Annotated in this window: 26 protein-coding genes and 1 riboswitch; of the genes, 7 read left to right on the top strand and 19 right to left on the bottom strand. The window is 70.5% G+C overall.

Annotated elements, in window-relative coordinates:
• Positions 1–58: 58 nt before the first annotated feature.
• The 3 genes from ACFXJ5_RS04380 to ACFXJ5_RS04370 all read right to left on the bottom strand — a co-directional run bounded on the left by ACFXJ5_RS04380 (position 59) and on the right by ACFXJ5_RS04370 (position 1939).
• Positions 59–982 carry a helix-turn-helix transcriptional regulator gene (locus ACFXJ5_RS04380; protein WP_384626685.1) on the bottom strand — a complete coding sequence of 308 codons (924 nt, stop codon included), beginning with the start codon at positions 980–982 and terminating at the stop codon, positions 59–61.
• 107 nt (positions 983–1089) lie between these two features.
• Positions 1090–1773, bottom strand: a complete 684-nt coding sequence (locus tag ACFXJ5_RS04375; RefSeq protein ID WP_384626682.1) for a hypothetical protein — start codon at positions 1771–1773, stop codon at positions 1090–1092.
• A gap of 10 nt (positions 1774–1783) precedes the next feature.
• Positions 1784–1939: a hypothetical protein gene (locus ACFXJ5_RS04370; RefSeq protein WP_384626680.1), complete on the bottom strand. Its 156-nt coding sequence runs from the start codon at positions 1937–1939 to the stop codon at positions 1784–1786.
• Between the two features lie 158 nt (positions 1940–2097).
• Here ACFXJ5_RS04370 and ACFXJ5_RS04365 point away from each other — a divergent pair, with 158 nt between their 5' ends.
• The gene (locus tag ACFXJ5_RS04365; RefSeq protein ID WP_384626677.1) at positions 2098–3189 is read left to right on the top strand and encodes a PP2C family protein-serine/threonine phosphatase; all 1092 of its coding nucleotides are present in this window, start codon (positions 2098–2100) and stop codon (positions 3187–3189) included.
• Between the two features lie 176 nt (positions 3190–3365).
• Here ACFXJ5_RS04365 and ACFXJ5_RS04360 read toward each other — a convergent pair whose 3' ends face one another.
• Positions 3366–4343, bottom strand: a complete 978-nt coding sequence (locus ACFXJ5_RS04360; protein ID WP_384626674.1) for a DUF2332 domain-containing protein — start codon at positions 4341–4343, stop codon at positions 3366–3368.
• 305 nt (positions 4344–4648) lie between these two features.
• Positions 4649–4789: riboswitch (cyclic di-AMP (ydaO/yuaA leader) on the top strand.
• 11 nt (positions 4790–4800) lie between these two features.
• On the opposite strand from ACFXJ5_RS04360, the gene ACFXJ5_RS04355 reads away from it, so the two are divergent.
• Positions 4801–5982 (top strand): M23 family metallopeptidase, encoded by a 1182-nt coding sequence (locus tag ACFXJ5_RS04355; RefSeq protein ID WP_384626671.1) that lies wholly within the window; start codon positions 4801–4803, stop codon positions 5980–5982.
• An 82-nt stretch (positions 5983–6064) separates the two neighbouring features.
• On the opposite strand, the gene ACFXJ5_RS04350 is transcribed toward ACFXJ5_RS04355, so the two are convergent.
• The 4 genes from ACFXJ5_RS04350 to ACFXJ5_RS04335 form a co-directional block, all read right to left on the bottom strand.
• Positions 6065–6349 (bottom strand): hypothetical protein, encoded by a 285-nt coding sequence (locus ACFXJ5_RS04350; protein ID WP_384626668.1) that lies wholly within the window; start codon positions 6347–6349, stop codon positions 6065–6067.
• An 84-nt stretch (positions 6350–6433) separates the two neighbouring features.
• Complete coding sequence (locus tag ACFXJ5_RS04345; RefSeq protein ID WP_384626665.1) at positions 6434–7231, bottom strand: DUF6227 family protein; 798 nt, start codon at positions 7229–7231, stop codon at positions 6434–6436.
• Positions 7232–7669: 438 nt separating this feature from the next.
• Positions 7670–8197 (bottom strand): pyridoxamine 5'-phosphate oxidase family protein, encoded by a 528-nt coding sequence (locus ACFXJ5_RS04340; RefSeq protein ID WP_384626662.1) that lies wholly within the window; start codon positions 8195–8197, stop codon positions 7670–7672.
• Positions 8198–8251: 54 nt separating this feature from the next.
• Complete coding sequence (locus ACFXJ5_RS04335) at positions 8252–8449, bottom strand: hypothetical protein (protein ID WP_384626660.1); 198 nt, start codon at positions 8447–8449, stop codon at positions 8252–8254.
• 125 nt (positions 8450–8574) lie between these two features.
• Between ACFXJ5_RS04335 and ACFXJ5_RS04330 the strand changes: the two genes are divergently transcribed.
• Positions 8575–9477: a PfkB family carbohydrate kinase gene (locus ACFXJ5_RS04330; RefSeq protein ID WP_384626657.1), complete on the top strand. Its 903-nt coding sequence runs from the start codon at positions 8575–8577 to the stop codon at positions 9475–9477.
• Here the strand turns inward: ACFXJ5_RS04330 and ACFXJ5_RS04325 are convergent.
• The 4 genes from ACFXJ5_RS04325 to ACFXJ5_RS04310 all read right to left on the bottom strand — a co-directional run bounded on the left by ACFXJ5_RS04325 (position 9454) and on the right by ACFXJ5_RS04310 (position 11378).
• Complete coding sequence (locus ACFXJ5_RS04325) at positions 9454–9630, bottom strand: hypothetical protein (protein WP_384626654.1); 177 nt, start codon at positions 9628–9630, stop codon at positions 9454–9456. The genes ACFXJ5_RS04330 and ACFXJ5_RS04325 overlap by 24 nt on opposite strands.
• 69 nt (positions 9631–9699) lie before the next feature.
• Positions 9700–10179: a hypothetical protein gene (locus ACFXJ5_RS04320; protein WP_384626651.1), complete on the bottom strand. Its 480-nt coding sequence runs from the start codon at positions 10177–10179 to the stop codon at positions 9700–9702.
• Between the two features lie 144 nt (positions 10180–10323).
• The gene (locus tag ACFXJ5_RS04315) at positions 10324–10533 is read right to left on the bottom strand and encodes a DUF397 domain-containing protein (protein ID WP_384626649.1); all 210 of its coding nucleotides are present in this window, start codon (positions 10531–10533) and stop codon (positions 10324–10326) included.
• The gene (locus ACFXJ5_RS04310) at positions 10533–11378 is read right to left on the bottom strand and encodes a helix-turn-helix domain-containing protein (RefSeq protein WP_384626646.1); all 846 of its coding nucleotides are present in this window, start codon (positions 11376–11378) and stop codon (positions 10533–10535) included. Before ACFXJ5_RS04310 ends, ACFXJ5_RS04315 begins: the two co-directional genes overlap by 1 nt.
• Before the next feature lie 197 nt (positions 11379–11575).
• Here ACFXJ5_RS04310 and ACFXJ5_RS04305 point away from each other — a divergent pair, with 197 nt between their 5' ends.
• Positions 11576–12253 carry an ATP-binding protein gene (locus ACFXJ5_RS04305; RefSeq protein ID WP_384626643.1) on the top strand — a complete coding sequence of 226 codons (678 nt, stop codon included), beginning with the start codon at positions 11576–11578 and terminating at the stop codon, positions 12251–12253.
• Here the strand turns inward: ACFXJ5_RS04305 and ACFXJ5_RS04300 are convergent.
• Both ACFXJ5_RS04300 and ACFXJ5_RS04295 read right to left on the bottom strand, forming a co-directional pair.
• On the bottom strand, positions 12233–15370 hold the full coding sequence (locus tag ACFXJ5_RS04300; RefSeq protein ID WP_384626641.1) for a DUF3427 domain-containing protein: 3138 nt from the start codon (positions 15368–15370) through the stop codon (positions 12233–12235). The genes ACFXJ5_RS04305 and ACFXJ5_RS04300 overlap by 21 nt on opposite strands.
• Positions 15371–15433: 63 nt before the next feature.
• Entirely contained in the window at positions 15434–16231 is a 798-nt protein-coding gene (locus ACFXJ5_RS04295; protein ID WP_384626639.1) for a hypothetical protein, read from the bottom strand.
• 341 nt (positions 16232–16572) lie between these two features.
• On the opposite strand from ACFXJ5_RS04295, the gene ACFXJ5_RS04290 reads away from it, so the two are divergent.
• A complete protein-coding gene (locus tag ACFXJ5_RS04290; protein ID WP_384626637.1) occupies positions 16573–16971 on the top strand; it encodes a hypothetical protein in 399 nt (132 codons plus the stop codon).
• A 10-nt stretch (positions 16972–16981) separates the two neighbouring features.
• Positions 16982–17212: a DUF2277 domain-containing protein gene (locus ACFXJ5_RS04285; protein ID WP_384626634.1), complete on the top strand. Its 231-nt coding sequence runs from the start codon at positions 16982–16984 to the stop codon at positions 17210–17212.
• Here ACFXJ5_RS04285 and ACFXJ5_RS04280 read toward each other — a convergent pair.
• Both ACFXJ5_RS04280 and ACFXJ5_RS04275 read right to left on the bottom strand, forming a co-directional pair.
• The gene (locus ACFXJ5_RS04280; protein ID WP_384626631.1) at positions 17197–18543 is read right to left on the bottom strand and encodes an RNA polymerase sigma factor; all 1347 of its coding nucleotides are present in this window, start codon (positions 18541–18543) and stop codon (positions 17197–17199) included. The genes ACFXJ5_RS04285 and ACFXJ5_RS04280 overlap by 16 nt on opposite strands.
• On the bottom strand, positions 18536–18886 hold the full coding sequence (locus ACFXJ5_RS04275; protein ID WP_384626630.1) for a YciI family protein: 351 nt from the start codon (positions 18884–18886) through the stop codon (positions 18536–18538). Before ACFXJ5_RS04275 ends, ACFXJ5_RS04280 begins: the two co-directional genes overlap by 8 nt.
• A gap of 163 nt (positions 18887–19049) precedes the next feature.
• On the opposite strand from ACFXJ5_RS04275, the gene ACFXJ5_RS04270 reads away from it, so the two are divergent.
• On the top strand, positions 19050–20510 hold the full coding sequence (locus tag ACFXJ5_RS04270) for a DHA2 family efflux MFS transporter permease subunit (protein ID WP_384626627.1): 1461 nt from the start codon (positions 19050–19052) through the stop codon (positions 20508–20510).
• Positions 20511–20603: 93 nt separating this feature from the next.
• On the opposite strand, the gene ACFXJ5_RS04265 is transcribed toward ACFXJ5_RS04270, so the two are convergent.
• From ACFXJ5_RS04265 to lhgO, 3 genes are all read right to left on the bottom strand, one after another.
• A complete protein-coding gene (locus tag ACFXJ5_RS04265; protein ID WP_384626624.1) occupies positions 20604–21992 on the bottom strand; it encodes a PrsW family intramembrane metalloprotease in 1389 nt (462 codons plus the stop codon).
• A 70-nt stretch (positions 21993–22062) separates the two neighbouring features.
• A complete protein-coding gene (trmB, locus tag ACFXJ5_RS04260) occupies positions 22063–22821 on the bottom strand; it encodes a tRNA (guanosine(46)-N7)-methyltransferase TrmB (protein ID WP_384626622.1) in 759 nt (252 codons plus the stop codon).
• 24 nt (positions 22822–22845) lie between these two features.
• A complete protein-coding gene (lhgO, locus tag ACFXJ5_RS04255; protein WP_384626619.1) occupies positions 22846–24057 on the bottom strand; it encodes an L-2-hydroxyglutarate oxidase in 1212 nt (403 codons plus the stop codon).
• Positions 24058–24122 lie beyond the last annotated feature (65 nt).

The raw sequence follows: 24122 nt of genomic DNA, 5'->3' as shown, positions 1-24122 counted from the left end.
GTTGGCGGCAGCTGCAGTGCTGCCTCGGTAGGTGAGCCGGGCTCCACGGCGGTGCCTTCTATCCGGCGTCCCTCGCGGGCGTTTCGCTTGCTTCGGGTCGCTGCGTCGGCCTCCGGCCGTCGGGCCGGGGCTTGTCGGCGTTCGTGGTGGTCCAGTTGGCCAGCAGTTGGAGTGCGGCCTCGGAAGGCGAACCGGGCTCGACGGTGTAAATGCACATCGACTGGCCGGCATCGCCGGGGAAGCTGACGTTCTCGTAGGACAGCGTCATGTCGCCGACCACCGGGTGGTGGTAGAGCTTGACGCCCTTGGTCTTCTCCCGCACGGCGTGGTCGTCCCACCACGTGCGGAACTCGGGACTTTTGATGGTGAGTTCACCGACCAGCTCGCTGAGCCGCCGGTCGTCGGGGTTGCGGGCCGCCTCGAAACGCAGGCTGGCGACCATGTCCGCCGCGTACTGCTCCCACTCCCGGTACAGCTCACGGGCCGCCTCGTCGAGGAACATGAAGCGGATCATGTTCCGCTCGTGGTGCGGAAGCGCCTCGAAGTCGGTGATCAGCGCACGGGCCAGCCGGTTGGAGGCCAGGATGTCGCCGTGCCGGCCGATCACGAAGGCCGGCGACCGGCCGTCCAGGGCCTCCAGCACGCGCCGTACCTCGGGCCTCACCCGCTGTACGCGGCCCGCCCGGTGCCGGGTGTGCCGCGGCCGGTGCCGGGCCAGCTCGAACATGTACGTACGCTCCGACTCGTCCAGCCGCAGGGCCCGCGCCACCGCGTCCAGCACGGTCTCCGACACATTGAGGTCCCGGCCCTGCTCGAGCCGCGTGTAGTAGTCCGTACTGACGCCGGCCAGCCGCGCGAGCTCCTCCCGCCGCAGCCCCGGCACCCTCCGCGCCGTCCCGCTCACCGGCACACCGGCGTCCTGCGGGCTCAGCCGCGCGCGGCGGGTCCGCAGAAACTCCCTGAGCTCGGCGTTGTGGTCCATGCGTCCAGTATTCGCGGAAGCCGCGGCGCGTGGCGCGCCATACCTGGCCCTGTCAGACCCACCCCGAAATCCAGCCCGTCCGGCGCTTGAGGAGGGCTATCGAGGAGCTACTCGCCGCCCTCGGGAGCCGTCGGCCAGTTCAGCTCCGCCAGCCGCTCCTGGAACTGGTCGAGCCGGGCCTGAAGCAGTGCCGCTTCCGCGGCAAGCTGCGGAAGTACCTCGTCCCGGCGCCCGGCGGGTCTGACCGGTGCGTCCGTCGTCACGTTCACCCAGTCGCCGGCCAGCCGCGCGAACTCCGTCAGCGGCAGCAGCCTCAGGCCGGCGGCGCAGGCGGCACACGTCGCCCGCAGGGACCGCCACCCCGGCAGGCCGGTGTCGGTCCGGACGAAGGCCTGTGCCGGGTGGCCGCACCGGCACGGGCCGACGCGTACGTTGCGTACGCGCTGCCGTGCGTAGCGGATCCCGCGCTCGTACCGGGTGTACGCGCCCAGGATGCTGACCTGCAGGATCACCGCGTCACGGCAATCCGTGGCGCAGGTCAGCTCCTGCGCCTCGGACGCCGAGTGCAGGCAGTAGAACCCGCAGTCGCATCCCCGCGCCGGACTGCCGTGACGACGCCCGTAGCCGCACCGGGCGTCGTCCAGGGCGCCGTACACGATCCGGCCGCCGAGCGAGACGCCACGGAACCCGGTACGCGTCCCGTCCCCGGACAGCATGGGGAACGCGACCTTGTAACCGGTCGGCGGCACCGCCGGCCGCTCCTGCGGCAACCGCTCGCGGAACAACCTCACGAGCGGCACCTCACCGCGCCGGGACTTCGACCACCTGCCGGGGCTCGGCCGCCTCGGCCGTCGTTTCCTGTGGCACTTCGTACGTATCGGGAACCCCGGCCGTGTCCTCGGCCGTGACCTCCACATCCTCCGCGAAACCGGTCGCGAGCGCTTTACCGAGCTTCATCGCAGCCTCCTTCGGGGCCCTTCGGGCTATTCCGGCATCATGACTCAGCCCCGGGCCGGGCACCAGTGGGCATTACTTTCCGCCCCCGGGGAGCCCCGGTCCCCCGGACGGCCCGCATCCGCTCGACGCGGCCACCTCCCACCCCCAACCTGAGTCACGTGGGGAACCGAAGAAAGCACCGCCGGACAGCGCTCGCCCGCCGGCTCCCCGCCCTCCTCATCCTGGCCGGCGTGGTCTTCGAACTGGCCACCCCACTCGACCTCACCGGGTCGCCGATCCTGGCGGTGGCCCCGATGGTCGCCGCCCCGCTGCTGTCGTGGCGCGGGACCGCGGCCACGGGCCTCGCGGCGGTCGGGGCGGACGTGGGCCTGGCCGCGTACCACCACCACCTCGGCGACCCGGAGCGGCTGACCGCGCTGGCGACCGTCGCGGCCATCGCCGTCCTCGCACTCGGCGTCAACCGCGTCATGGGCCAGAACGACCGCCGCCTGAAATCCGCCCGCGACATCGCCGCCGCCGCCCAGGCCGCCGTGCTCCCGCCGCCGCCCTCCCGCCTCCCCGGCCTGACCGTCGCGGTGCGTTACGTCGCCGCCGAGTCGGACGCGCAGATCGGCGGCGACCTCTACGCCGTCCAGGACACCCCGCACGGCGTACGCCTCATCGTCGGCGACGTACGCGGCAAGGGCATGGGGGCCGTGCAGGCCGTCGCCGTCATCATCGGCGCCTTCCGTGAGGCGGCCGAGCAGGAGCCGACGCTCGACGGAGTCTCGGACCGCCTCGAGCGCGCGCTGGAACGCGAGGGCGAGCTCCGCTGGGACACCCTCGACCAGACCGAGGGCTTCACCACCGCCCTGCTCGCCGAGCTCCGCCCCGGCGACGACCGCCTGCGCCTGATCAACCGCGGCCACCCGCCCCCGCTGGTCGTCCACCCGGACGGCGCCGTCAAGCCCCTGGAGCCGGGTAACCCCGCCATGCCGCTGGGCATGTCCGCGCTGGGCCGCTGGCCCGACGTCGTCGACCTCGCCGACTTCCCGCCCGGCAGCACACTGCTCGTCTTCACCGACGGTGTGACCGAGGCCCGGGACGCCCGCGGCCAGTTCTACGACCCGGAGGCCGCCCTCACCGGCCGTGTCTTCCCCGGCCCGGACGCCCTGCTCGACGCGCTGATCGCGGACATCGAACACCACACGGGCGGCATGAGGGTCGACGACATGGCGGTACTGGCGCTCACCCGGCGCCGAATCCCCTGAGCCTGCCGCCGGGCTGCCGCCGGGCCCGCAGCGGGGCTGCCGCCGGGCCCGCCGCTGAGCCCGCTGCCCGGTCGCCGCCGAGCCCGCCGCGGGGCCGCCGCCGAGCCCGCCGCCGAGCCCGCCCCCGGGGCCTCCGCTGAGCCCGCTGCCGGGCTGCCGGGCCGCCGCCCCCCGCATCACTCCAGCCACTCCACGCTCTGCCCGTGCCCGTCCGTCAGCGCCACCGGCCGCCCGTCGACCGCCAGCGTCAGCCGATGCCCGTCGTCCGGCCGGGGCCCGCCCAGCCAGGGCAGGACGCTGTGGTGCTCGTTGGACACCCAGTGCCCGGGCAGGGCCCGTACGAGCTCCGCGAACCGCCGCCGGCGCGCCAGCGGCAGATACGTCAGCACCGCCGTGTGGAACACCACCAGCGTCGCGTCCGGCGCCTCGGCCGCCGCCCGCGCCGCGACCTCCGCCACCCGGTCCACCAGATCCCCCTGCACGATGTGCGCCCCCGGCGCACCCCGCACCGCCTCGATCGCCGCCCGCAGCTGCCGTACCCGGTGCTCCTGCCCCGGCCAGATCAGTGACTCCAGCCACCGCACATCCCCCGGGTCGCCCACATCCAGCGGATTCAGATCGATCCCGCCCCGCCATACGACCTCAGGCACCGCCCCCGGCACCGGCACGCCCCCGCCCGTCCGGCACCGGAACACCGCCGGTGACCCGTCCGCCCCGAACTCCGGGCCGCCGTCGTACGCGTAGCGGTACCGGTCCGGGTACAGGCACAGCCCCGCCGACGCCCCCACCTCCAGCAGGGCCAGCGGCTGCGGCAGCCCGGCCAGCACCGGCAGCAGCGTCGCGCAGCGGGCCGCCTCGTTCGTCTGGGTGAAGCGGACCAGGATCACCTCCCGTACGGAGTCCCATTCCGCGGCCACCCAGGACCGGAACGCCGCCCACTCCTTGTACGGCCCGCCCAGGTACCGCACGGCGGCGAGCAGCAGGTTGGGCTGCTGCTTGTTGCCCGCCGGGAGTCCGGAGATGAGGGCGACCAGTTCCTCGTCCTCCGCGATCCGTGCCGTCAGCTCCTCGTACAGAGGGGACTTGCCGCGCGCCTGTTGCCGCGAGAAGGCCCGGTACCGGTCCGCCACCCGCTCATCCGTGTTCACCGCCATCCGGGCAACGTACCCGGCCGCGCGGAACGGCCCGGAGGCGCCGGGGCAGGCGCACGACAACCGCGCGTCGAGCGGCGCCGGGCACCCCCGCTCACTCCGGGTGACCGGACGAGTGCCGTCCGAATAACAACTGACGCACACTCACATCTCCCGGCGGTCACAGGAGTCACGCCACTTTGCCCGCTTCTGGGTATTCCATCCGCATAGATTCCTGCTGTGAACTGCCCAGAGTGGCTTGGAATTCCCCTGCACCTCTATTAACGTTCGATAACGCAGCGCGGTCGTCCCTCCGCCGAACTGGCGGCGCCGTGCGCTTGTCGAATCCCGTCCGCGGGAACCGGGGAACCACCACCCTGGGGTGAATCGGGTCTGCTCCGGCAGAACCGTAGGAGACCTTCCTGCTCCGAACCCGTCAGCTAACCCGGTAGACGAGAAGGAAGGAAAGGAGTGCGCCCGCGTGGCGTCGAACAAGCCTGCCCTCATACCGGATTCCCATCAGCATCAGCACGACGGGTACGAGTACACCGACTGGGACACCGGCGAGTGGAACGTAGCGGCCGGCTGGACGCCCCCGGCGACAGAACAGACCGCACCCACCAAGAACGCCGTCGACGGCTGGGACACCGCCGAATGGAACATGGCGGCAGGCTGGGCAGAGCTGCGTGAAGCCGCCGCGGCCGCCGGTCTGACGGACACCGCCGCCGCGCCTACGGCGGAGTTCGAGCCCGAGTTCGCGCCGGAGCCGCACCCGGAGTTCGACGAGACCGGCATCGACGGCGACACCTGGAACCCCACCCGCGAGAACACGGCCCCCGTACGGGGTCGTCACCGCGTCGCCAAGCAGCGCACCTTCGGCCGAGGTTCGGCCGTCTTCGGTGTCGCGGCGGTCGCCGTACTCGGTGTCAGCGGCGTCGCCACGGCGGAGGGGCACAACCCCCTCCCCGTATCGCTTCCGCACCTGCCCGAGGTGTCCGACATGCCCGGTATCGGGACGCTCCTGGGCGGCAACGACACCAAGTCCGCCGACCCCGCCCAGAACCTGGACATCAACGCCGGCGAGGCACTGCGCACCCGCATCCTCGACCAGGCCACCCAGCAGAAGGCCGCCGCCGACGGCGTGGCTGCCGCGAAGGACGCCAAGGCCGCCGCGGCGGAGAAGGTGCGCGCGGAAGCCGCCGCCAAGAAGACGGCCGCCGCCGCGGCCAAGAAGGCCGCCGAGGCAAAGCGTCTGGCCGAACTCGCCAAGAGCTACGTCAAGCCGGTGGCCTCCTACACCCTCACCGCGGGCTTCGGCGAGACCAGCTCCCTCTGGTCAACCACCCACACCGGCCAGGACTTCGCCGCCCCCACCGGCACCCCGGTCAAGGCCATCCACGGCGGCACCGTCACCTCCGCCGGCTGGGCCGGCTCGTACGGCTACCGCATCATCCTGACCCTCCCCGACGGCACCGAGCTGTGGTTCTGCCACCTCTCCTCGATGATCGTCACCTCCGGCAAGGTCTCCACCGGCGACACCATCGGCCGCGTCGGCGCCACCGGCAACACCACCGGCCCCCACCTCCACCTCGAGGTCCGCCCCGGCGGCGGCAGCCCGATCGACCCGATGCCGTGGCTGCGCTCGAAGGGCCTGTCGGTCTAGGCCACTTGAGCCCTGCGTCCGCCTGCGCGGGCCCATCTGGGCCTGCTTGGGCCTGCTTGGGCCTGCTTGGGCCTACTTGGGCCTACTTGGGTGCGATGAAGTTGTACGCCTCGGGGACGGTGGGCGGCCCCTCGGACTTGGGGAAGCCCGCCTCCTCCGAGGCAGGCGTGATGACCTCGACGAAGGCCTCCATGGCCTCGGCGGACTCCCACACGTTCACGATCCGCAGCCCGTGCTCGTCGATGACGGCCGTGTGCGCCAGCAGTCCCGCCGGAGGGTTCCCGGGGCCGATCCCCACGCGCTGATTCGCCTCTTCGTACTGCAGTGCCGTCACGCCCGGGAACGCGATCTCTTGCAGAATGGTCATGGCAAACCTCCCAGACCCGCCGAATCCGCCTATGTCCAATCTGCGCGCGCCGGACGACGCCCGCAAACCGGGACGGCCGTGCTCCTACAAGGCCTCCAGCCGCAGATCGGCCGCATCGCAGGCCGCCCGCTCGGCGTCGTACACCTCGCACACCGGTCGCCCCTCCGGGTTCATCGTGTGCTCGACCTCCCAGAGGCTGACCTCCTCGCCGGTCGCCAGCAGGAAGGCGTGCTCGTACAGCGTCCAGCCCACCACCCGTCCGCCGGCGCGCAGATGGCGCCCGGTGACGTACGTGATGTCGTGGCCGATCGCCGACAGCAGCCGCCGCCGCATCTGCTCGCCGGGTGCGTCCTCGTTCTCCGCGCGCCGCAGCACCCGCCACGCGTGCTCGGCGGAACGGTCCTCGGTGAACTGCCTCGGGCTCTGCGGCAACTCCAGTGCGGCCAGCTCCGGCAGCCGCGCCAGCCAGTCCACCGCCTCCGCCTCAAGCTCCTCCGGGCTCGGCTCCCCGAAGCGTGCGTCGACCAGATACTGCGCCGCCGCCAGCGACTCCGGGTCCGCGTACACCTCGTACCGCGGGTCGCCACCCGGGCCGGTGTTGTGCTCGATCTCCCAGAGCGTGAGGTTGCCGCCGTCGGCCAGCAGGTAGTTGTGGCGCAGGGTGCGGCGGCTCAGCTTGCGGGGTGGGCCCTTGCGCTGCCGAAAGGACGCGAGCTCGGTGTGCACCATCAGCGCGGACGTCAGCCGCTCCAGCAACTCCTCGCCGACCTCGAACGCGTTCTGCGCCCGCGCCAGCAGCTCCTCCACCCCGGTGCCCTTCCCGTCCACCGGCCGCCCCGGTCCTGGCCCCGGCCCCGCCTCACCCGGTCGTGCGTTCCCCATGCGGTTCCTCCGCTCACCGTCTCGTACCGTCCCCGCACGTCCCCGTCGTCCCTGCTTTCTCCGCGCACCACCATCGTGGGCACTCAGCGTAATGGCCCGACCGCGCACCGCGAAGCCACTCCCAGGAAAAATCCTCCCCCAACACGCGTAGGCCGCCCGTAAACGCGCCTCCCCTGTGCGCCTCCCCAAGCCCCCTCGGCCGTCCCTTTCCTTGACGCGTCTCTCGCGCCGCTCGGCCCCGGGGGGGGCCTTCTCGGGCTTCGAGTCGCTGCGCCGGACTCCGTCCGCCGACCCCGGGCCAGGCCCACTACGCGAACCGCCACCGCGTATGGCTGGCCCTTTCCCTGACGCGTCTCTCGCGCCGCTCGGCCCCAGGGGGCCTTCTCGGGCTTCGAGTCGCTGCGCCGGACTCCGTCCGCCGACCCCGGGCCAGGCCCACTACGCGAACCGCCACCGCGTATGGCTGAACTCCCCGGCCCCCTTGCCGAAGCCGTACGCCGTCACGGGCGCGACCTCGTACACCCAGTCCTCGCCGCCATGCCCGGCCTCCCCGTAGAACGCGCCGTCCCGCACCTCGAACCGCCACTCGGGCCCGTACTTGGCCACGTACGCCTCCGCGATCGCCCGCAGCCGCGCCTCGTCCTCCACCCTGCGGGCCGTGCCCTCCACCACCAGGTCCAGCCCTTCCCCCAGCGCGTTGCACCCCGTCGTCACCGCGCACTCCGGGTTCCCCACCAAATTCCTGGCCTTCTGCTCCCCGCGCCCCGTTACGAAGTACAGCGCCCCATCCGACCACACCGCGACCAGCGGCGTGACGTGCGGCCGCCCCTCCGCCCGCACCGTCGACAGCCAGTACAACTCCGCCCCGGCCAGCCGTTCCCGTGCCTCGGCCCACCCCTTCGCGGACGCCCCCTCGTCGCTGTACCGCGCATCCACCTCGGTCGCCGTCGGCTCGCTGTCCGCCATGAGCCCGCTCCCTTCGTCACCACCATGGGAACGCCGGACCCCGGCACCCGCAACTCACGACCGCCGCCCGCGCCCCCGGACCCGCCTGACCATCCCGGCCAGCAGAAAACCGGCCAGCCCCAGCACCACCCACCCCACGATGGCACCCGGCACTGACACCTGCGTCTGATTGCGCAGCACCGCGAGCCCGCCCAGCACAGCCAGCACCGCGACCGAAAAGCTCGCCCCGGCCATCAACAACCATCGCAGCATCGTGGCGCCCTGCCTCACTCGCTCGGAAACGCGGCCGCTGCCACGAATTACGAGCCGGCCGCCCTACAGTGCTCAACGCCCGCCACCATCAAGCCGACACGGCCAACCGGAAGAGGTCCCGCCCCATGCCCAACGCCCTCTTCGTCGGCCTCTGCACCCTCGATGTCATCCACCTCGTCGACCACGTCCCCGCCCCCAACGAAAAGCTCACCGCCCTCGCCCAAACCGTCGCCGCCGGCGGCCCCGCCACCAACGCCGCCGCCACCTTCAGCCACCTCGGCGGCCACGCCACCCTCCTCACCGCCATCGGCACCCACCCCCTCGCCGCAGGCATCACCGCCGACCTCGCCGCCCTGGGCGTAACCGTCCTGGACCAGACCCCCACGGACGCCAACCCACCCACCGTCTCCACCATCCACATCACCGCCGCCACCGGCGAACGCGCCGTCGCCTCCACCAACGCCGCCCACCACCACCTCACGCCCCCCGACGACCTGGCAGCCCTCGTAGCCGCCGCCGACTACCTGGAACTCGACGGCCACCACCCGGACCTCGCCCTCCCCGCCGCCGACACCGCCCGCCGCCTCGCCCGCCCCACCCTCCTCGACGCCGGCAGCTGGAAACCCGGCACCGAGGCCCTCCTCCCCTCCATCGACATCGCCCTCTGCTCCGCCGACTTCCATCCCCCCGGCACGGCTCTCCCCGGCGACACCCTCACCTACCTCCACGACCACGCCGTCCCCTGGGCCGCCATCAGCCGTGGCAGCGCGCCGATCCTCTGGTCCGGCCCCCACTGCGGCGGCACCATCGACGTCCCCGCCCTCCCCGTCGCCGACACCCTCGCCGCCGGCGACATCCTCCACGGCGCCCTCACCTACCACCTCGCCCAAGCCGGATCCCTGGACGCCCACACCTTCCCCGCCGCCCTGACCCACGCCGCCGCCATCGCCAGCCGCTCCTGCGCATCCTTCGGCACGCGCGCCTGGATGCGGGCGGACGCGGCGTCAGGACCGATTGCGCCTGCGTAGCCGCGTAGCCATCGCCGCGAACAGGAAGACAGCCAGCCCCATGACCAGCCATCCAACAAAAGCCTCGGACAGTGAAAGCTGCTTTTCCTTCGGCAGCAGAGCAAGGCCACCCAGCACGGCAAGCGTGGAAAACATGTAGCTGATCCCCGCCATGAACAACCACCGCAGAACGCGACTCGTCTGCAGGTTCGACGACCTCTCGGGCATGGTGCTTCCGCCTCGCTACTTGATGATGTTGTGGCACTGCGACCCGCGCTTCTCCCCACCGGCGAAGAATTCCGCGCAAGCCTTTCCGTAGTGCTTCAACGTCCGCCTCGACGAGTCGACACGGCCCACCGACGTGACGAAGGTGCAGCTGTAATGCATCACCCCCTTGCTCCTGAGGTACGTCCGCCCCTCCGCGTCGGCATACCGCCAGTCGATCCTCCAGTTGCACCACTTCCCGCCCCCGGTGTCACCACCGAACACGTCCTGCACCGAAGCCTCCTGCCGGGTGATTGTCCGGCCTTGCCCCTGAATGAAGTGACCGATCGTCGCCCCAGGTGCGCACACGTTCACGCCCTTCACGGAGTAGCAAAAGCTGCCCACCTTGCCGTACCCGACAGCACTGGCGGACGCGGGCGATGCCGCCGCCAACAGCGTGGCTGCCGCCGTAGAAGCCGCGAGGAACAGACGACGGCTGGACTGAACGACTCGACTCATGACACACGCTCCGACGCTCGGGACTCCAGATGCCCCGGAAACGGCGCTCGCTGATCAGTCGATACGTGATGTTGCCCGGCGGTGACAAAAAGTCGCCCGCAGGGGTGTTGCAGGAACGTTCAAGCCCCAGCTTCGCAACAAGATCTACGCGAGCTTCTTCTCTCCCACCGAAGCGATGAACAGCGCCCAGGAAGCCTGCGAGAACGCCAGCGCTGGGCCCTCAGGACGCTTAGAGTCGCGCACCGCCACGGCGTCCGCGAGAATCGCTGTCTCCACGCACTCGCTCGTATTCGCCCCGCTGTAGGAGGACTTGAACCACATCCCTTGCGACACGTGTGGAATCGACTCGCGCATCACAGCTCCTCACTGACTCGTTCGATCAGGGCCGAGGAGGCAGCCATGTCCAAGGCTTGCGCTCGCAGGTAGTCGAAGGCCAACCGGTATCGCGCCAACTCCTCCTCCTTTTCCATGAAGAGCGACCCGACGTGGATGTCGACGTACACAACATCCAAGGACGGTTCGCTGCCTCCGAGAATCACGAAGCTGCCCATGGCCGCGGAGTGCGCACCTTTGGAGAAAGGCAGCACCTGGAGGGTGATGTTCGGCGCTTCGTTGGCGGCCAGCAGGTGCGTCAGCTGTTCCCGCATGACGTCCCGGTCGCCAACGACGCGTCGGACGACCGATTCATCCAGCACTGCCCAAAGGTGGGGAGGGGTGGGACGGCTGAGAATCTCCTGCCGCTTCATGCGGATGTCCACCAGCCGATCGACCTCACTCGGCGGCAGACGCATTTCGGAAGCGTGCTGGACAGCCTCGTTGTACCTACGGGTCTGCAGCAGGCCAGGGACGTACAGGCAGGCGAAGTGGTCCTCGCGCGTTGCCTCGTCCTCCAGCGTGAGCAGGAGGTTCATGCTCTCGGGGATCGAGTCGGCAAAAGAGTTCCACCAGCCCTGCTGCTTCGCGTCCTTGGCCATGTTCACGACGGCCTCGCGCTCCACATCGCTGGCTCCGTACTCGCGGCAGAGCGCATCCACGATGGGCCACTTGACCGGTCCCTCGGTCGTCTCGTACCGGCTCACCGTCGCTTTGGATACCCCGACCAGACGCCCGGCCTCTTCCAGGGTCATGCCCTGGCGTGAACGCAGCTTGCGCATGGTGGCACCGAGCTGGCGGCGGCGAGTAGTGGCTCTCGCTGTCATGACAGCTACCTCCCGTTCGCGCCGGCCCCTCGCTTGGCCAGCGGCAATAAGGCTATGTCCATGCTCAGTTGATACACCACCAGATTCACCCTCGAGAATCTTGTGAGAAGTTACACGGTGGAACGTCTCATGCCATACTCGCTTGCAGAGCGCTAAAGAGTGCTTACGCCAAGTGACCTCGAAGGGGGCTGGTAGTCGTGCCCTTTTACCGAGCCAACGAACCCCGCCGACAGTGCGTCCTGCCATTTGAGGCCGAGCCGCAGGCCCTCGCAGGCCTCCGCCGTGCCGTGGACCGTCAGCTCGCGGCATGGGACGTCTCAGGCATCACCGACGACGCCCAACTCGCCGTCTCCGAGCTTGCGGCCAACGTGATCAGACACGTTGGTGAAGGGTCCGCCGCGACCCTGGTGATGGAGGATGCCGCCGACCGCCTCCGCATCGAGATGCACGACACGAGCTCCGTTCTCCCCCGATGCCGCCAGGCGTCACCCTGCGAGGAATCCGGCCGGGGGCTCGCCCTCGTAGCTGCCGTTTCCGACAGCTGGTTCGCCCTCTCCACGGTCGCGGGCAAGGCCGTGTGCTGTGAGTTCTCGAACCCGAGGACGGGGGCGAGACCGCCCGCCGGTCACCAGAGGGTGGAGCGCGGAATGACGATGATCGAGCTCTACGCCTTGCAGTGGCGCAGTAGCGAGTCCCGCCCTCTCCGCAGCACTCCGGCGGTAGCGGAGACCGCCGCCGAAATGATCACCGATCTCCTCTACTGGCTCTCGGACCGAGGCTGCGACCCGGACGACATCCTCGACCGAGCTCAGATGCACTTCGAGGCTGAGTTGCTCAAGGAAGCCTGCGGATCCTCACCCCGCCGCGATAGCTGAGTACGTCCACACGTCCGCCGGGAGTTCGTGCTGGAGCTTCCAGACGATCCCCATCGGGTTGCTGCCCTGGTGCTCGACGTAGTCGGCAGGGCCGAGGAGCATCCAGGGCTGGGGGCCGCCGATGTCGGTCTTCTTGTAGCGGCGGACGAACAAGAGGATGTGCGTGCCCATCTCGCGGTGCTTCTGGTAGCGGATACCAGTCGGAGAGGTACTGGACGTCTGGTTCTGGGACTCCCAGTGGAAGAGGGACTCGCTCATGGCGTAGTCCTTGTAGCGGGTCTGAGGGGAGAAGTCCTTCTCGTCTTTTTCGAGGGTGATGAGCAGTGCGTCGGTCTGGATGCTCTCGCACCACCTCACGCCCTCGCGGAAGTGTCCGGGCAGAAAGCCGCCGACGGCGGACTGCCCGAGCGCAGGCAGGATCTCCTCGCGGCTGTAGGAAGCGTGGACGGTGAGGGGCAGCTTGTGGAGGGCGCCCAGTAGGGGGATGGGGATGTGCTCGGCGTGCTCCAGGCCGTACGAGAGCACCTGGTCGAGCTCGCTGCGGAAGGCGGACTGAGCGCGGAGTGCGTCCAAGCCCTGCTGGTAGGTCGAGAAGCCGTTGCCGAGCGGCCATAGGGAGAAGAAGAGCATGCGGGCGTAGGCCTGACCCTGCTCGTCCAGGTCGTCGTAGCTGGGGGCGTCGTCGGTGAGGAGGCGGCGGTACGCGGTCACGCGTGCCGGGTCATCGACGTGGAGGAGTGCGGAGGCTCGCTTGAGCAGCTCGGTCTCTCCGGCTGGGGCGGGGTCGGCGAGCAGGTTGGTCCGGCGGAGGAGGCCAGTCCAGGAGTTGCCGTTGCCGCGATAGATCTCCTTGAGCTCGCGTCCGCTCTCTCGGAGGTAGTCGGCGAGGGCGGGCTCGGCGTAGGCGCTGACCTCACGGGCGAGTTGGGTGACATTGACGCTGAGCTGACTGCGGACGTTGTCGATGATGAGCTGCTTGGCCTTGGGCTCAAGAATGATCTGGCAGCCGGAAGGCAGCTGAGGGAAGTCGTGCTCGATGTTGGCCAGCAGCCGATTGCGGGTGAGGTTCGTCAGAGCGCGGAACTGCTCCTCGAAGCGAAACTCCTTGCGGTGCTGGCCGATGAAGTCCAGGACGGTGAGCACAGCCTTGCCCTCGCTGCGGCGCAGACCTCGGCCCAGCTGCTGCAGAAAGACCGTGGCGCTGGAGGTCGGCCGGAGGAGGAGCAACGTATCCACGTCGGGGATGTCGAGTCCTTCGTTGAAGAGGTCAACGGAGAACAGGATCTGAAGCGTGCCGTTCTTGAGCTCGTCGAGGGCGGCCTTGCGCTCCTCGCGCGGGGTGTCGCCCGACAGGGCCTTCGCGTTGAGGCCGGCTCTGCGGAAGAAATCAGCCATGAAGTGCGCGTGAGCAACTGAGACACAAAACCCCAGGGCACGCATACGTCCGGGGTCGGAGACCTTGCTGTTGACGGCCTGGACGACGAGGCGGGCGCGAGCATCGTTGCCGGTGAACAGGTTGTCCAGAGCCCCGATGTCGTAGGCGCCGCGCTTCCAGGTGATGGCACTCATGTCGGTGTTGTCGGTGACGCCGAAGTAGTGGAAGGGGCTCAGAAGGTCGTTTTCGAGAGCTTCCCAGAGTCGCAGCTCAGCGGCGATGCGGCCGTCGAAGAACTCGTCCTGGATGTTGCGACCGTCCATGCGCTCAGGCGTGGCGGTCAGTCCGAGGAGTTCTTCCGGCGCGAATTGGTCGACGATCTTCCGGTAGGTCGGGGACACGCCGTGGTGGAACTCATCGATCACGACAATGTCGAAGTGGTCGGTGGCAAAGCGCTCCAAGGAGCGGGCGTTGAGTGACTGAACGCTCGCGAAGACGTGGGTCCAATTCTCCGGGATCTCGCCGCCGACGAGCAGTTCCCCGAAGTTCGGGTCGACCAGGACGTCCTGGTACGTACGGAGCGACTGCTCCAGGATTTCCTTGCGATGCGCGACGAAGAGCAGCTTCAGGTCGCGGCCGAGCTTCCTGCGGAGATGCTTGTAGTCCAGGGCCGCCATGACGGTCTTGCCAGTGCCCGTGGCCGCCACAAGAAGGTTCCGGTGGCGGTCGTGGACATCACGCTCGACCTCCAGCCGTTCCAGCATGTCGCGCTGGTGCGGGTATGGCCGGACTTCAAGCCCGGACAGGCTGATCTTACGAGTGCCCTGGCTGCTGGTGCCTCCGGCTGTGGCCAGGGCTTCGTCAAGCCGCTGGCCATCGCGATCCGGGTCGTACGACTCAAAGGCGGGCTCGCTCCAGTACGAGTCGAAGGTGGCTTCGAACTTCTTCAGTACGGCAGGAGTGGCGACCGAGGACAGACGGACGTTCCACTCAAGGCCGTCGAGAAGCGCGGCCTTCGAGAGGTTGGAGCTACCCACGTAGGCCGTGTCATAACCCGTCGCCCGGCGGAAGAGCCATGCCTTGGCGTGGAGGCGAGTGGACCGAAGCTCGTAGTTGACCTTCACCTCGGCATTGAAGTCCCGGACGAGTCGGTCCAGGGCCCGGCGCTCTGTGGCACCTATGTAGGTCGTGGTGATGACGCGGATGGGGACTCCGCGAGCGTGCGCCGCCTTGAGGGACTGCTCCAGCACGCGCAGGCCGTGCCACTTCACGAAGGCGCACAGCAGGTCAACCCGATCGGCCGTCGCGAGCTCGGCTCGAAGCTCGAAGCCCAGACTGGGGTCCTCGGGGGAGTTGGTAATCAGAGCCGTCTCGGAGAGCGGGGTGGCGGGGCGTACTGCGTAGACGCCCGGGGCCTCCTCCTCCGTGAGTGCCAGCAGCTGACGCGGGCCGTCGACCACGAGGTCAACCCACTGCTTGGCGCCATCGACAGTCCCGAGCGACTCCAGGATCAGGTTTGCGGCGAGGACCTGTTCGGCGGGCGAGAGCCCCTTGAGGACGCGTTCGACAGTGACCGCGATGTGGCGGGACAGGACATGCGGGGCGGATTCCTTGCCCACGACCTCGTCGATGGCTCCCCAACCCTCGGCTCCCAGCTCCTTGATGCGCGCTTCCAGCCGGCTGGTGATGAGCTTCTCGTAGAGCCCAGTGACTGGGTGGAGTTGGTGCGCCGCGTCAGTCACGTTTGCCCCCTGAGTTGTGTCCGTGATGGTCCAGTTCTAACAGGAGTCACTGACACGACCTGGCTACTCGCCGGGTTCGGACCAGATGGTGACGGAGAAGCGGGCGGTGCTGTTTTCGAGGCCCTTGTTGGTGACCTCGAGAGTGGTGAGGAAGACGGCGAGGTTTCCATTGCTTGCGGTCTCGAGGTACATGCAGTAGCTGTAGCCGGTCTTGATGGGCATGATTTTGTGCTGTTCGGCGTGGCTGGTCGCTTGGGACTTGCAGGATTTGGGGCCGATGGTGCCGGGCCTGGTCAGGCGGACGATGGTGTAGTCGCTGATCGGTTCGATGTAGGGGTCGCCGCCTTCGGTGCCGGCGATGCGGAATTCGGCGTAGGCGCTGACGGCAACGGGTGGCTTGGAGCCGAAGTCCAGGCCGGTGTAGCCGACGGTTTCGGTGCTGCTGCGGTAGAAGACGAGCCAGCCGTCGTTGGTGATGCCGGACGGTCCGGAGGCATTTCCGGCTGTGTCGATGGTGCCGGTGTCCGCGTTGGCGGCGGCGGGGGTGGCGGTGGTCGTGGTCGTGGCCGTTGCGGTGACGGTGGTGGTGACGGTCGGGGTGGGGTTGCCGATGGGGAGGACGTTGGTCTTCGCCTGGAGGGTGGCGCCGCCGGCGAGGCCGAGGGTGGCGCCCACGGCGAGGATGAGGGCGGCCATGCCGGAGAAGAGGGTGCCGATGCCTGCGGCGCGGGCGGTTGCGCTCGGGGCGCTGGGGGTGGTGCCGGGGGTGGTGGTGTGGTTGATGTGGACCTGGTTGCCCGTGTTTGTGTTCGTGTTGGTGGGTGGGGGTTCGGGTGGGGTGGGATTGATCGGCGTAGGCATGTGTCCCCCTGTGGTCGAGAATCAGATCGTTGCAGTAGGGATGTGTGCTTGTCCCAGGAACGGGGCGATATGCCGAAGCGTGATCTGAGGTGGCGGCAGGGCTAACTCGCGCGGCCCTGGCGGGGGGTGTGGTCGTGCCGGTCGGGTTCGAAGGCGGGCTTGGGCGACGCGCGCCGTGGGCTTTCCGGGCTTCCGGTGGACAGGTGGCAGGAAGCGCCCGCCGAGGCTGTGCCGCACTGTGCGGCGGCCATGGGTACGGGCGGGGCGGCGTCGCGTAACGGGGCTCGCGAACTCGTACGTTGTAGGCGACAGCCCCGCAGGTCCGGAGGGTGAGAACAGGCATGACGGAGAATCAGGTCGAGACGCCGGTCGTGGAGGGGTACGAGGCGGCGCTGGAGGCGCTCCGGCATGCGCCGTACGGGGGCGGGGAGCATGCGGACGCGGGGGGCGAGGCGGGGCGGGAGCTGGGGGTGTGGGAGCGGACGGTGCGGCGGGTCGAGGCGGGGGAGGGCCTGACGCAGGAGGGCTACCGGGAGGGGCTCACCGCGCGGGACCGGATTCCGGAGTACGCGCACGGGCTGGGGGCGCCGGTCGGGGCGCTGTTCCGGGAGGCGCTGGGTGAGGTGGACGGGGTCTTCATGAGGTTGACGGTGGAGGACGAGGGGTGGCTCGGCGAGGCCGCGCACGGGCGTGGGTGGTGGTGGCACCGAAGGCCCCGCATCGTGCCGTGGGAGGGGTGACACTGGAGGCATGTGCCGAAGCATCAAGACCCTGCGCCCGCCCGTGATGCCCGAGGTCGGCGAGGACGACATCCACGCCGCCGCGCTGCAGTACGTACGGAAGGTGTCCGGCTTCCGGGCCCCTGCCGCGCACAACCGCGAGGCCTTCGACCGGGCCGTGGAGGCCGTGGCGGAGGCGACCCGCGAACTGCTGGACGACCTCGTGGTGCGGGGCGCCCAGGCGGCTCAGCCCGCGAGCTGACGCAGCCGCGCGGCCAGGAAGTCGCGCTCGACGCTGTTCTCGGTGAGGAGCAGCGCCTCCTCGTACGCCGTACGGGCTTCGGCCGTGCGCCCGAGGCGCCGCAGGAAGTCGGCGCGGGCGGCGGACAGGTAGCCGTACCCGGCGAGTTGCGGCTCGGCGGCGAGGGCGTCGAGGGCGGCGAGGCCGGCCGCGGGACCGGCGGCGAAGCCGAGGGCGACGGCGCGGTTGAGGGCGACGACGGGCGAGGGCCAGAGCCGGACGAGCAGGTCGTAGAGGGCGACGACCTCGCGCCAGTCGGTGTCGTCCCAGGTGGGGGCCTCGGCGTGGACGGCGGCGATGGCGGCCATCAGGGCGTAGCGGCCGGGCGGCCGATGGCGCCGGGCCAGCGCCTCCCGTACGAGGGCGATGCCCTCTGTGATGGCGGCACGGTCCCAGCGCGTACGGTCCTGCTCCTCCAGAAGCAGCAGCCGGCCGTCGGGTGCGGCCCGGGTGTCGCGGCGGGCGTCGGTGAGGAGGATGAGGGCGAGCAGCCCGGCCACCGACGGGTCGGCGGGGAGCAGGGTGCGCAGCATGCGGGTCAGGTCGAGGGCGCGTTCGACCAGGTCGCGGCGGACCAGGTCGTCGCCGGCGGGGGCGGTGTGGCCGGTGGTGAAGAGCAGATGGACGACGGTGAGGACGGCGTCGACCCGCGCCGGAAGCTCTTCGGCGGGCGGCACCTGGTACGGGATGCCGGCGGCCGCGATCTTCTTCTTGGCGCGGGTGATGCGGGCCGCCATGGTCGGCTCGCTGACCAGGAAGGCCCGGGCCACCTCGGCGGTGGTGAGGCCGCAGAGCAGCCGCAGGGTGAGGGCGATCCGGGCCTCCTCCGCGAGGGCGGGGTGGCAGCACATGAAGATCAGCCGGAGCCGGTCGTCGACGAAGTCGTCCCAGGTGGCGGCCCTGGAAGCCCCGGAAGGCCCCGAGGACCCCGAGTATCCCGAGGGCCCCGAGGACCCGTTGGTCCCGGCCACCGCGGCCTCCTCGTCGGGCAGTGGTAGCAGCAGCGGCAGCGAACGCCGCAGGGTGGCGTCCCGGCGCATCACGTCGAGCGCCCGGTTGCGGGCGGTGGTGGTGAGCCAGGCGCCGGGGCGGCGGGGGATGCCGCGATCGGCCCAGGTGGTGAGGGCCTTGGCGTACGCGTCCTGGACGCACTCCTCCGCGAGGTCCAGGTCGCGCGTGACGCGCACCGTCGCGGCGAGCACGAAGGCCCACTCGTGACGGTGCGCGTCGGCGACTGCGGTGGCGACAGCGGCGGCGCCGGCCGCGGCCACCGCGTCGGTGGCGTCAGCCAAAGTCGATGGTCCGGATCGGGCGGACCTCGACCCCGCCGAAGGGAGCCGGGACCTGCTGGGCGACGGCGATCGCCTCGTCCAGGTTTGCGGCCTCCACGAGATAGAAGCCGCCGAGCGCCTCCTTGGTCTCGGCGAAGGGCCCGTCGGTGACGGTGACGCCGCCCGCGTCCTTGCGGATGGAGGTGGCGGTGCCGGTCCGGTGCAGCGCCTCGCCCGCTCGAACCGCGCCGGCGTTGGCCTGCTGGAAGGCTGCGTGCTCCTTGTGGAGCTGCTCGACGAACTCGGGGCTCGCCCCGTCCCAGGACGCTTCGTCTCCGTAGATCAGGATCAGGTACTGCGACATGGCGCGGTCCTCTCTCGCCCGGCCCGCGGTTCGGGCCTCTCACCGATACGACGGGCGGCGCCCGCCCGGATCGACACGGCCTACCCGGCAATTTTCGCCGCTGTCGATGCGGGCCGCTCGCGTTCGTCGGGATATCAGGACCCGGACCTTAGGGAGATCCGTCATGACGATGTACGTAGGTGAAAAGAACGACGAACGCGACGATGTGACCGCCCCCGCGCCACGCAAGGCCTGGACGCTGATCCTGGCCGCGCTCGGCCTTTTCATGGTCGCCCTCGACACGCTGGTGGTCGCCACCGCGCTGCCGGTGATGCGCACCGACCTCGGTGCGAGCCTGGCGGACCTGGAATGGACGGTGAACGCCTACAACCTGGCCTTCGCGTGCCTGCTGCTCACGGGGGCGGCGGTGGGCGACCGGTTCGGGCGGCGGCGGATGTTCGCCGTGGGGCTGTCGGTCTTCGCGCTCGCTTCCACCGCCGCCGCGCTTTCGCCGACCGTCGGCGCGCTGATCGCGGCGCGGGCGGTGCAGGGGGCGGGGGCGGCGATCGTGATGCCGTTGACCCTGACGCTGATCAGCCAGGCCTTCCCGGCCGAGAAGCGCGGGACGGCGATCGGGCTGTGGGGCGGCATCTCCGGGCTCGCAGTCGCGGCCGGGCCGGTGGTCGGCGGGGCGATCGTCGACGGCATCGACTGGCACTGGATCTTCTGGCTCAATGTGCCGATCGGGCTGGCCATGGTGCCGCTCGCGCTGAGCCGGCTGACCGAGAGCTACGGGCCCAGGCAGCACCTCGACCTCCCCGGGCTGGCGCTGGCCGGCGCCGGGCTGTTCGGTGTGACCTGGGGACTGGTGCGGGCGAACTCCGTGGGGTGGGGCAGCGGTGAGGTGATCGTGGCGCTGGTGGGCGGGCTCGCGGTCTTCGCCGCGTTCCTGGCGTGGCAGCGGCGGGCGACCCATCCGATGCTGCCGCTGGGGCTGTTCCGGGTGCGGGCCTTCGCGACCGCGAACGCCGTCAGCTTCTTCATGTTCGCCGCGCTCTTCGGCGCCCTGTTCATGATCGCGCAGTTCCTGCAGATCGGACTCGGCAACTCCCCGCTCGCCGCCGGGCTGCGCATCCTCCCCTGGACCGCCACACCCATGGTCGTCGCTCCGCTGGCGGGCGCCCTCGCCGACCGCTACGGCAACCGGCCCTTCATGATCGCCGGGATGGCACTCCAGGCCGCCGGCCTCGGCTGGGTCGCCGCGATCGCCACCCCCGGCATGGGGTACGTACAGCTCAGCATCCCCCTCACGGTGGCGGGCATCGGCATCTCCATGTGCCTGCCGACGGTCGCCAACGCCGTGATGGGTTCCGTCCCGCCCGCCCTGGCCGGGGTCGCCTCCGGTACGAACAGCACCTCGCGCGAGGTCGGCGGCGTCTTCGGCATCGCCCTCGTCGCGGTCGTCTTCAGCCGCCCCGGCGTCTACGCCTCGCCGCAGGGCTTCGTCGACGGCTTCGGACCCGCCCTCGGCGTGGCCGCGGCACTCTCGGCGGCCGGGGTCGTCGCCGCGCTCCTCGCGCCGGGGCGGGGCGGTTCACGCATCGTCCGGGTGGGCGAACGCGAGTTGCCGAACGTAGCCGCCTGACTCCGCTACGTTATGCGCCATGTCCTTGGTGAAACGTGCCCTTTTCGCGACGACCCTGACGGCTGTTCTTCTGGTCGGGGCGGTGGTGGGCACTCAGTAGCGGCGGTACGGGTTGTGCGGGCCGGGGTCGTACGGCCCGTACGGCTGCTGGTACGGCTGTTGGTAAGGCTGCTGCTGGTAGGGCTGCGGGTACGCGTACGGCTGGGCCCACACCGGCGGATACGGCGGCTGGATGGTGAACGCGGCCTGCGTCAGGGCGGGCTGGGCGACCGACTTGCGCTGCCAGAGGTGGTGCAGGAGCTCGTTCTCGCGGGCGGCGAAGTCGGGGCCGGCGGCGCCGCGGGTGGCGCGGGCGCGCAGGAAGGCCAGAGCAGTGGCGAAGGAGACGTACTCGCGGACGGTGCGGGCGGCGGCCTCGCCGTGGGTGTGGCGGGCCATCGTGCGGGCCAGGCCCCGCGCCTTCATCGAGCCGAGGGCGACGGGTTCGGGGAGGCCTATCCAGCCGGCCACTGCGTAGACCGGGAGCTGCGTGCGGATGGTCTTCAACTCGTTGGAGCGGGACCAGATGGCGAGCCAGACCAGCAGACCGAACAGCGGGATCATCAGCACCGCGTACACGGCGAGGAAGCCCAGCGGGGACAGCGACGCCGAGCCGTTCCAGGTGCCGTGCAGGAGCATCGCGAGCAGCCAGCCGCCGAGCGGGGCCAGCCAGCGGCGGGCCTTGCCCGGCGGGCTGGTGGCGGCGATGGCGAAGCCTATGCCGGTGAGCGAGGTGAAGAGCGGGTGCGCGAAGGGGGTCATCACGACGCGCACGAAGAAGGTCGCCGCGGTGGTGGAGGCGATGCCGCTGAAGCCGGTCGCCTGGTCCTCGCCGAAGGCCGAGCCGATGTACAGGATGTTCTCGGTGAACGCGAAGCCGGTGGCGGTCAGCCCGGCTATGACCACCCCGTCGACGATCCCGGTGAAGTCCCGGCGCCGGAAGAGGAAGAGCAGCAGGATCGCCGAGCCCTTCGCCGACTCCTCGACCATCGGGGCCACGAAGGTCGCGCCCAAGGTGTTGGTCTGGGACGGCGTCGCGGTGAAGGTCGTGGCCAGCAGATGGGTCGCGTACTCATTGGCGAGGATCGCGACCAGCGTCGCCGCGCACGCGCCCCAGGCGAAGGCGAACACCGCGTTCCGCCAGGGCGTCGGCTCCACCCGGTCCAGCCACAGGAAGGCCCAGCCGAGCAGCGGAACCGGCAGGATCGCCAGGGTCAGGCCGACGAGGAAGCCCTCGGTGCCGGTCTGACGGCGCACAAGGGCCAGGATGATCACGCCGCACAGGGCGAGGACCGCGAAGAGGCCGACCACACGGAAGGTCTTGTTCTCCCAGAAGGCGCGGCGCGGCTTGTAGTAGCCGCGACCGTCGTGGTGGACCGGATACTCGGGATCGGCCGGGGGGCTCGGTGGGGGCGAGTCGGGCGCATGCGAGTACGAGGACACTCATCGACCTTACGCGGTCCCGGCTTACGCCGTGCGGGTGTCCCTGCTTACGCCGTACGGGTGTCCCGCCTCACGCCGTGCGGGTGAACAGCAGGTCGTGGACCACATGGCCCTTCTCCAGCCCCAGCTGCTCGAACTTCGTCATCGGGCGGAAGGCGGGGCGCGGCTCCGCGTAGCCGCCCGCTTCGTACACATTGGTGAGGTGCGGGTCGGCGGACAGCACCTCGAGCATCTGCTCGGCGTACGGCTCCCAGTCGGTCGCGCAGTGCACGGTCCCGCCGAGGCGCAGGCGGGACACGGCCAGGGACACGAACTCGGCCTGGATCATGCGGCGTTTGTGGTGCCGCGCCTTGGGCCAGGGGTCCGGGAAGTAGACGCGCAGCCCGGCGAGGGAGTCCGGGGCCAGCATGTCGCGCAGCAGGATCACGGCGTCGCCGTTCGCGACCCGGATGTTGGACAGGCCGTCTCGCTCCGCGAGAGAGATCAGATTGCCCTGCCCCGGCGTGTGCACGTCGGCGGCCAGAATCCCGGTCCCGGGGTCGGCGGCCGCCATCTGCGCGGTCGCGACGCCCATCCCGAACCCGATCTCCAGGACCACCGGAAACCCGGGCGCCAGGTCCGTGCCCTTGAAGAGCTCCGCCAGGTCGAGGGCGCTGCCGTCGATGTCCACCCCCCACTCCGCCCAGTGCCGCTCCAGCGCTGCCGCCTGGCCGGTGGTGACCCGGCCGCGACGCGGATGGAAGGTGCGGATCCGGCGCTCGGAATGCGCCTCGGGATGCGGGTGCGCGGCGGGACCACCGGCGAAGCGGGGCGTGGGGGTGCGGGACATAATGCTCGATTTTACGGGTCGAATTCAGGGGGCGTGAACGGCTGCCAGCGCGCGGGCGGCCACCTCGCGGCCGATCGGCAGTGACGCGGTGGCGGCGGGGGAGGGGGCGTTGAGTACGTGCACGAAGGGGCCGCTGCCCGCGAACAGGAAGTCGTCGACCAGGGTGCCGTCGCGCAGCACCGCCTGCGCCCGGACCCCGGCGGGGGCGGGGCGCAGGTCGGCGGGTCTGATGTCGGGCAGCAGGCGGGCGACGGAGGCGGTGAAGGCCCGCTTGGACAGTGACCGGTGCAGCTCCCCGGTCTCGTAACGCCAGTGCCGGCGCGCGATGCGCCACGTCCCGGGAAACGCGATCGTCTCCACGAGGTCGCGGGGCCGGACCGTCCGCCGCCGGTAGCCCTCGCGGGCCGTCGCGGGCACCGCGTTCGGGCCGACGTGGACTCCGCCGTCGATCCCCCGGGTGAGATGCACCCCCAGGAACGGGAACGCCGGGTCCGGCACCGGGTAGACCAGCCCCCGGACCAGGTCACGGGCCTGCGGCGCCAGCTCGTAGTACTCCCCCCGGAACGGCACGATCCGTACGTCCGGAGCGTCCCCGGTCATCCGGGCCACGCGGTCGCTGTGCAGCCCCGCGCAATTGACCAGCGCCCGGGCACGCACGGCCGGGCCGATCGCCGTCTCCACGACGACCTCGCCGCCCCTCGCCCGGTGGATCGCCTTGACCTGCGCGTTGTACCGGATCCTCGCCCCCGCGTCGGTCGCCAGCCGCGCCATGGTCGCGGCCACCACACCGAAGTCCACGATCCCGGTCGTCCCGACATGGATGGCCGCCTGCCCGTACACATGCGGCTCGTACGCCGCGATCTGCGCCGGCCCCAGCTCCCGCACCGGAATCCCGTTCTCGCGGCCACGCTGTACGAGGGCGTGCAGCCGGGGCAGCTCCTCCCGCTCCGTCGCCACGATCAGCTTGCCGGTGACGTGGTGCGGGATGTCGTGCGCCGTGCAGAACTTCACCATCTCGGCCGCGCCCTGCGTCGCGTACCGCGCCTTCAGCGACCCCGGGCGGTAGTAGATCCCGCTGTGGATCACCCCGCTGTTCCGCCCCGTCTGGTGCCGGGCGGGCGCCGCCTCCTTCTCCAGGACCGTCACCTTGCTGCCGGGGGCTGCCCGGGTCAGGGCGTACGCGGTGGACAGGCCGACGATGCCGGCGCCGATCACCACGACGTCTGCGATCTCCACGGGGCGCACCTCCCGCTGGGTTTCCTCCCCCACCCCGCCCCTCCCCGAAACCACGGGCTCCGCCC

The organism is Streptomyces sp. NPDC059373, assembly GCF_042751495.1.
Lineage (GTDB): Bacteria > Actinomycetota > Actinomycetes > Streptomycetales > Streptomycetaceae > Actinacidiphila.
Note: the sequence above shows the minus strand (reverse complement) of the source record. Positions and strands in the feature narration are given on the sequence as shown.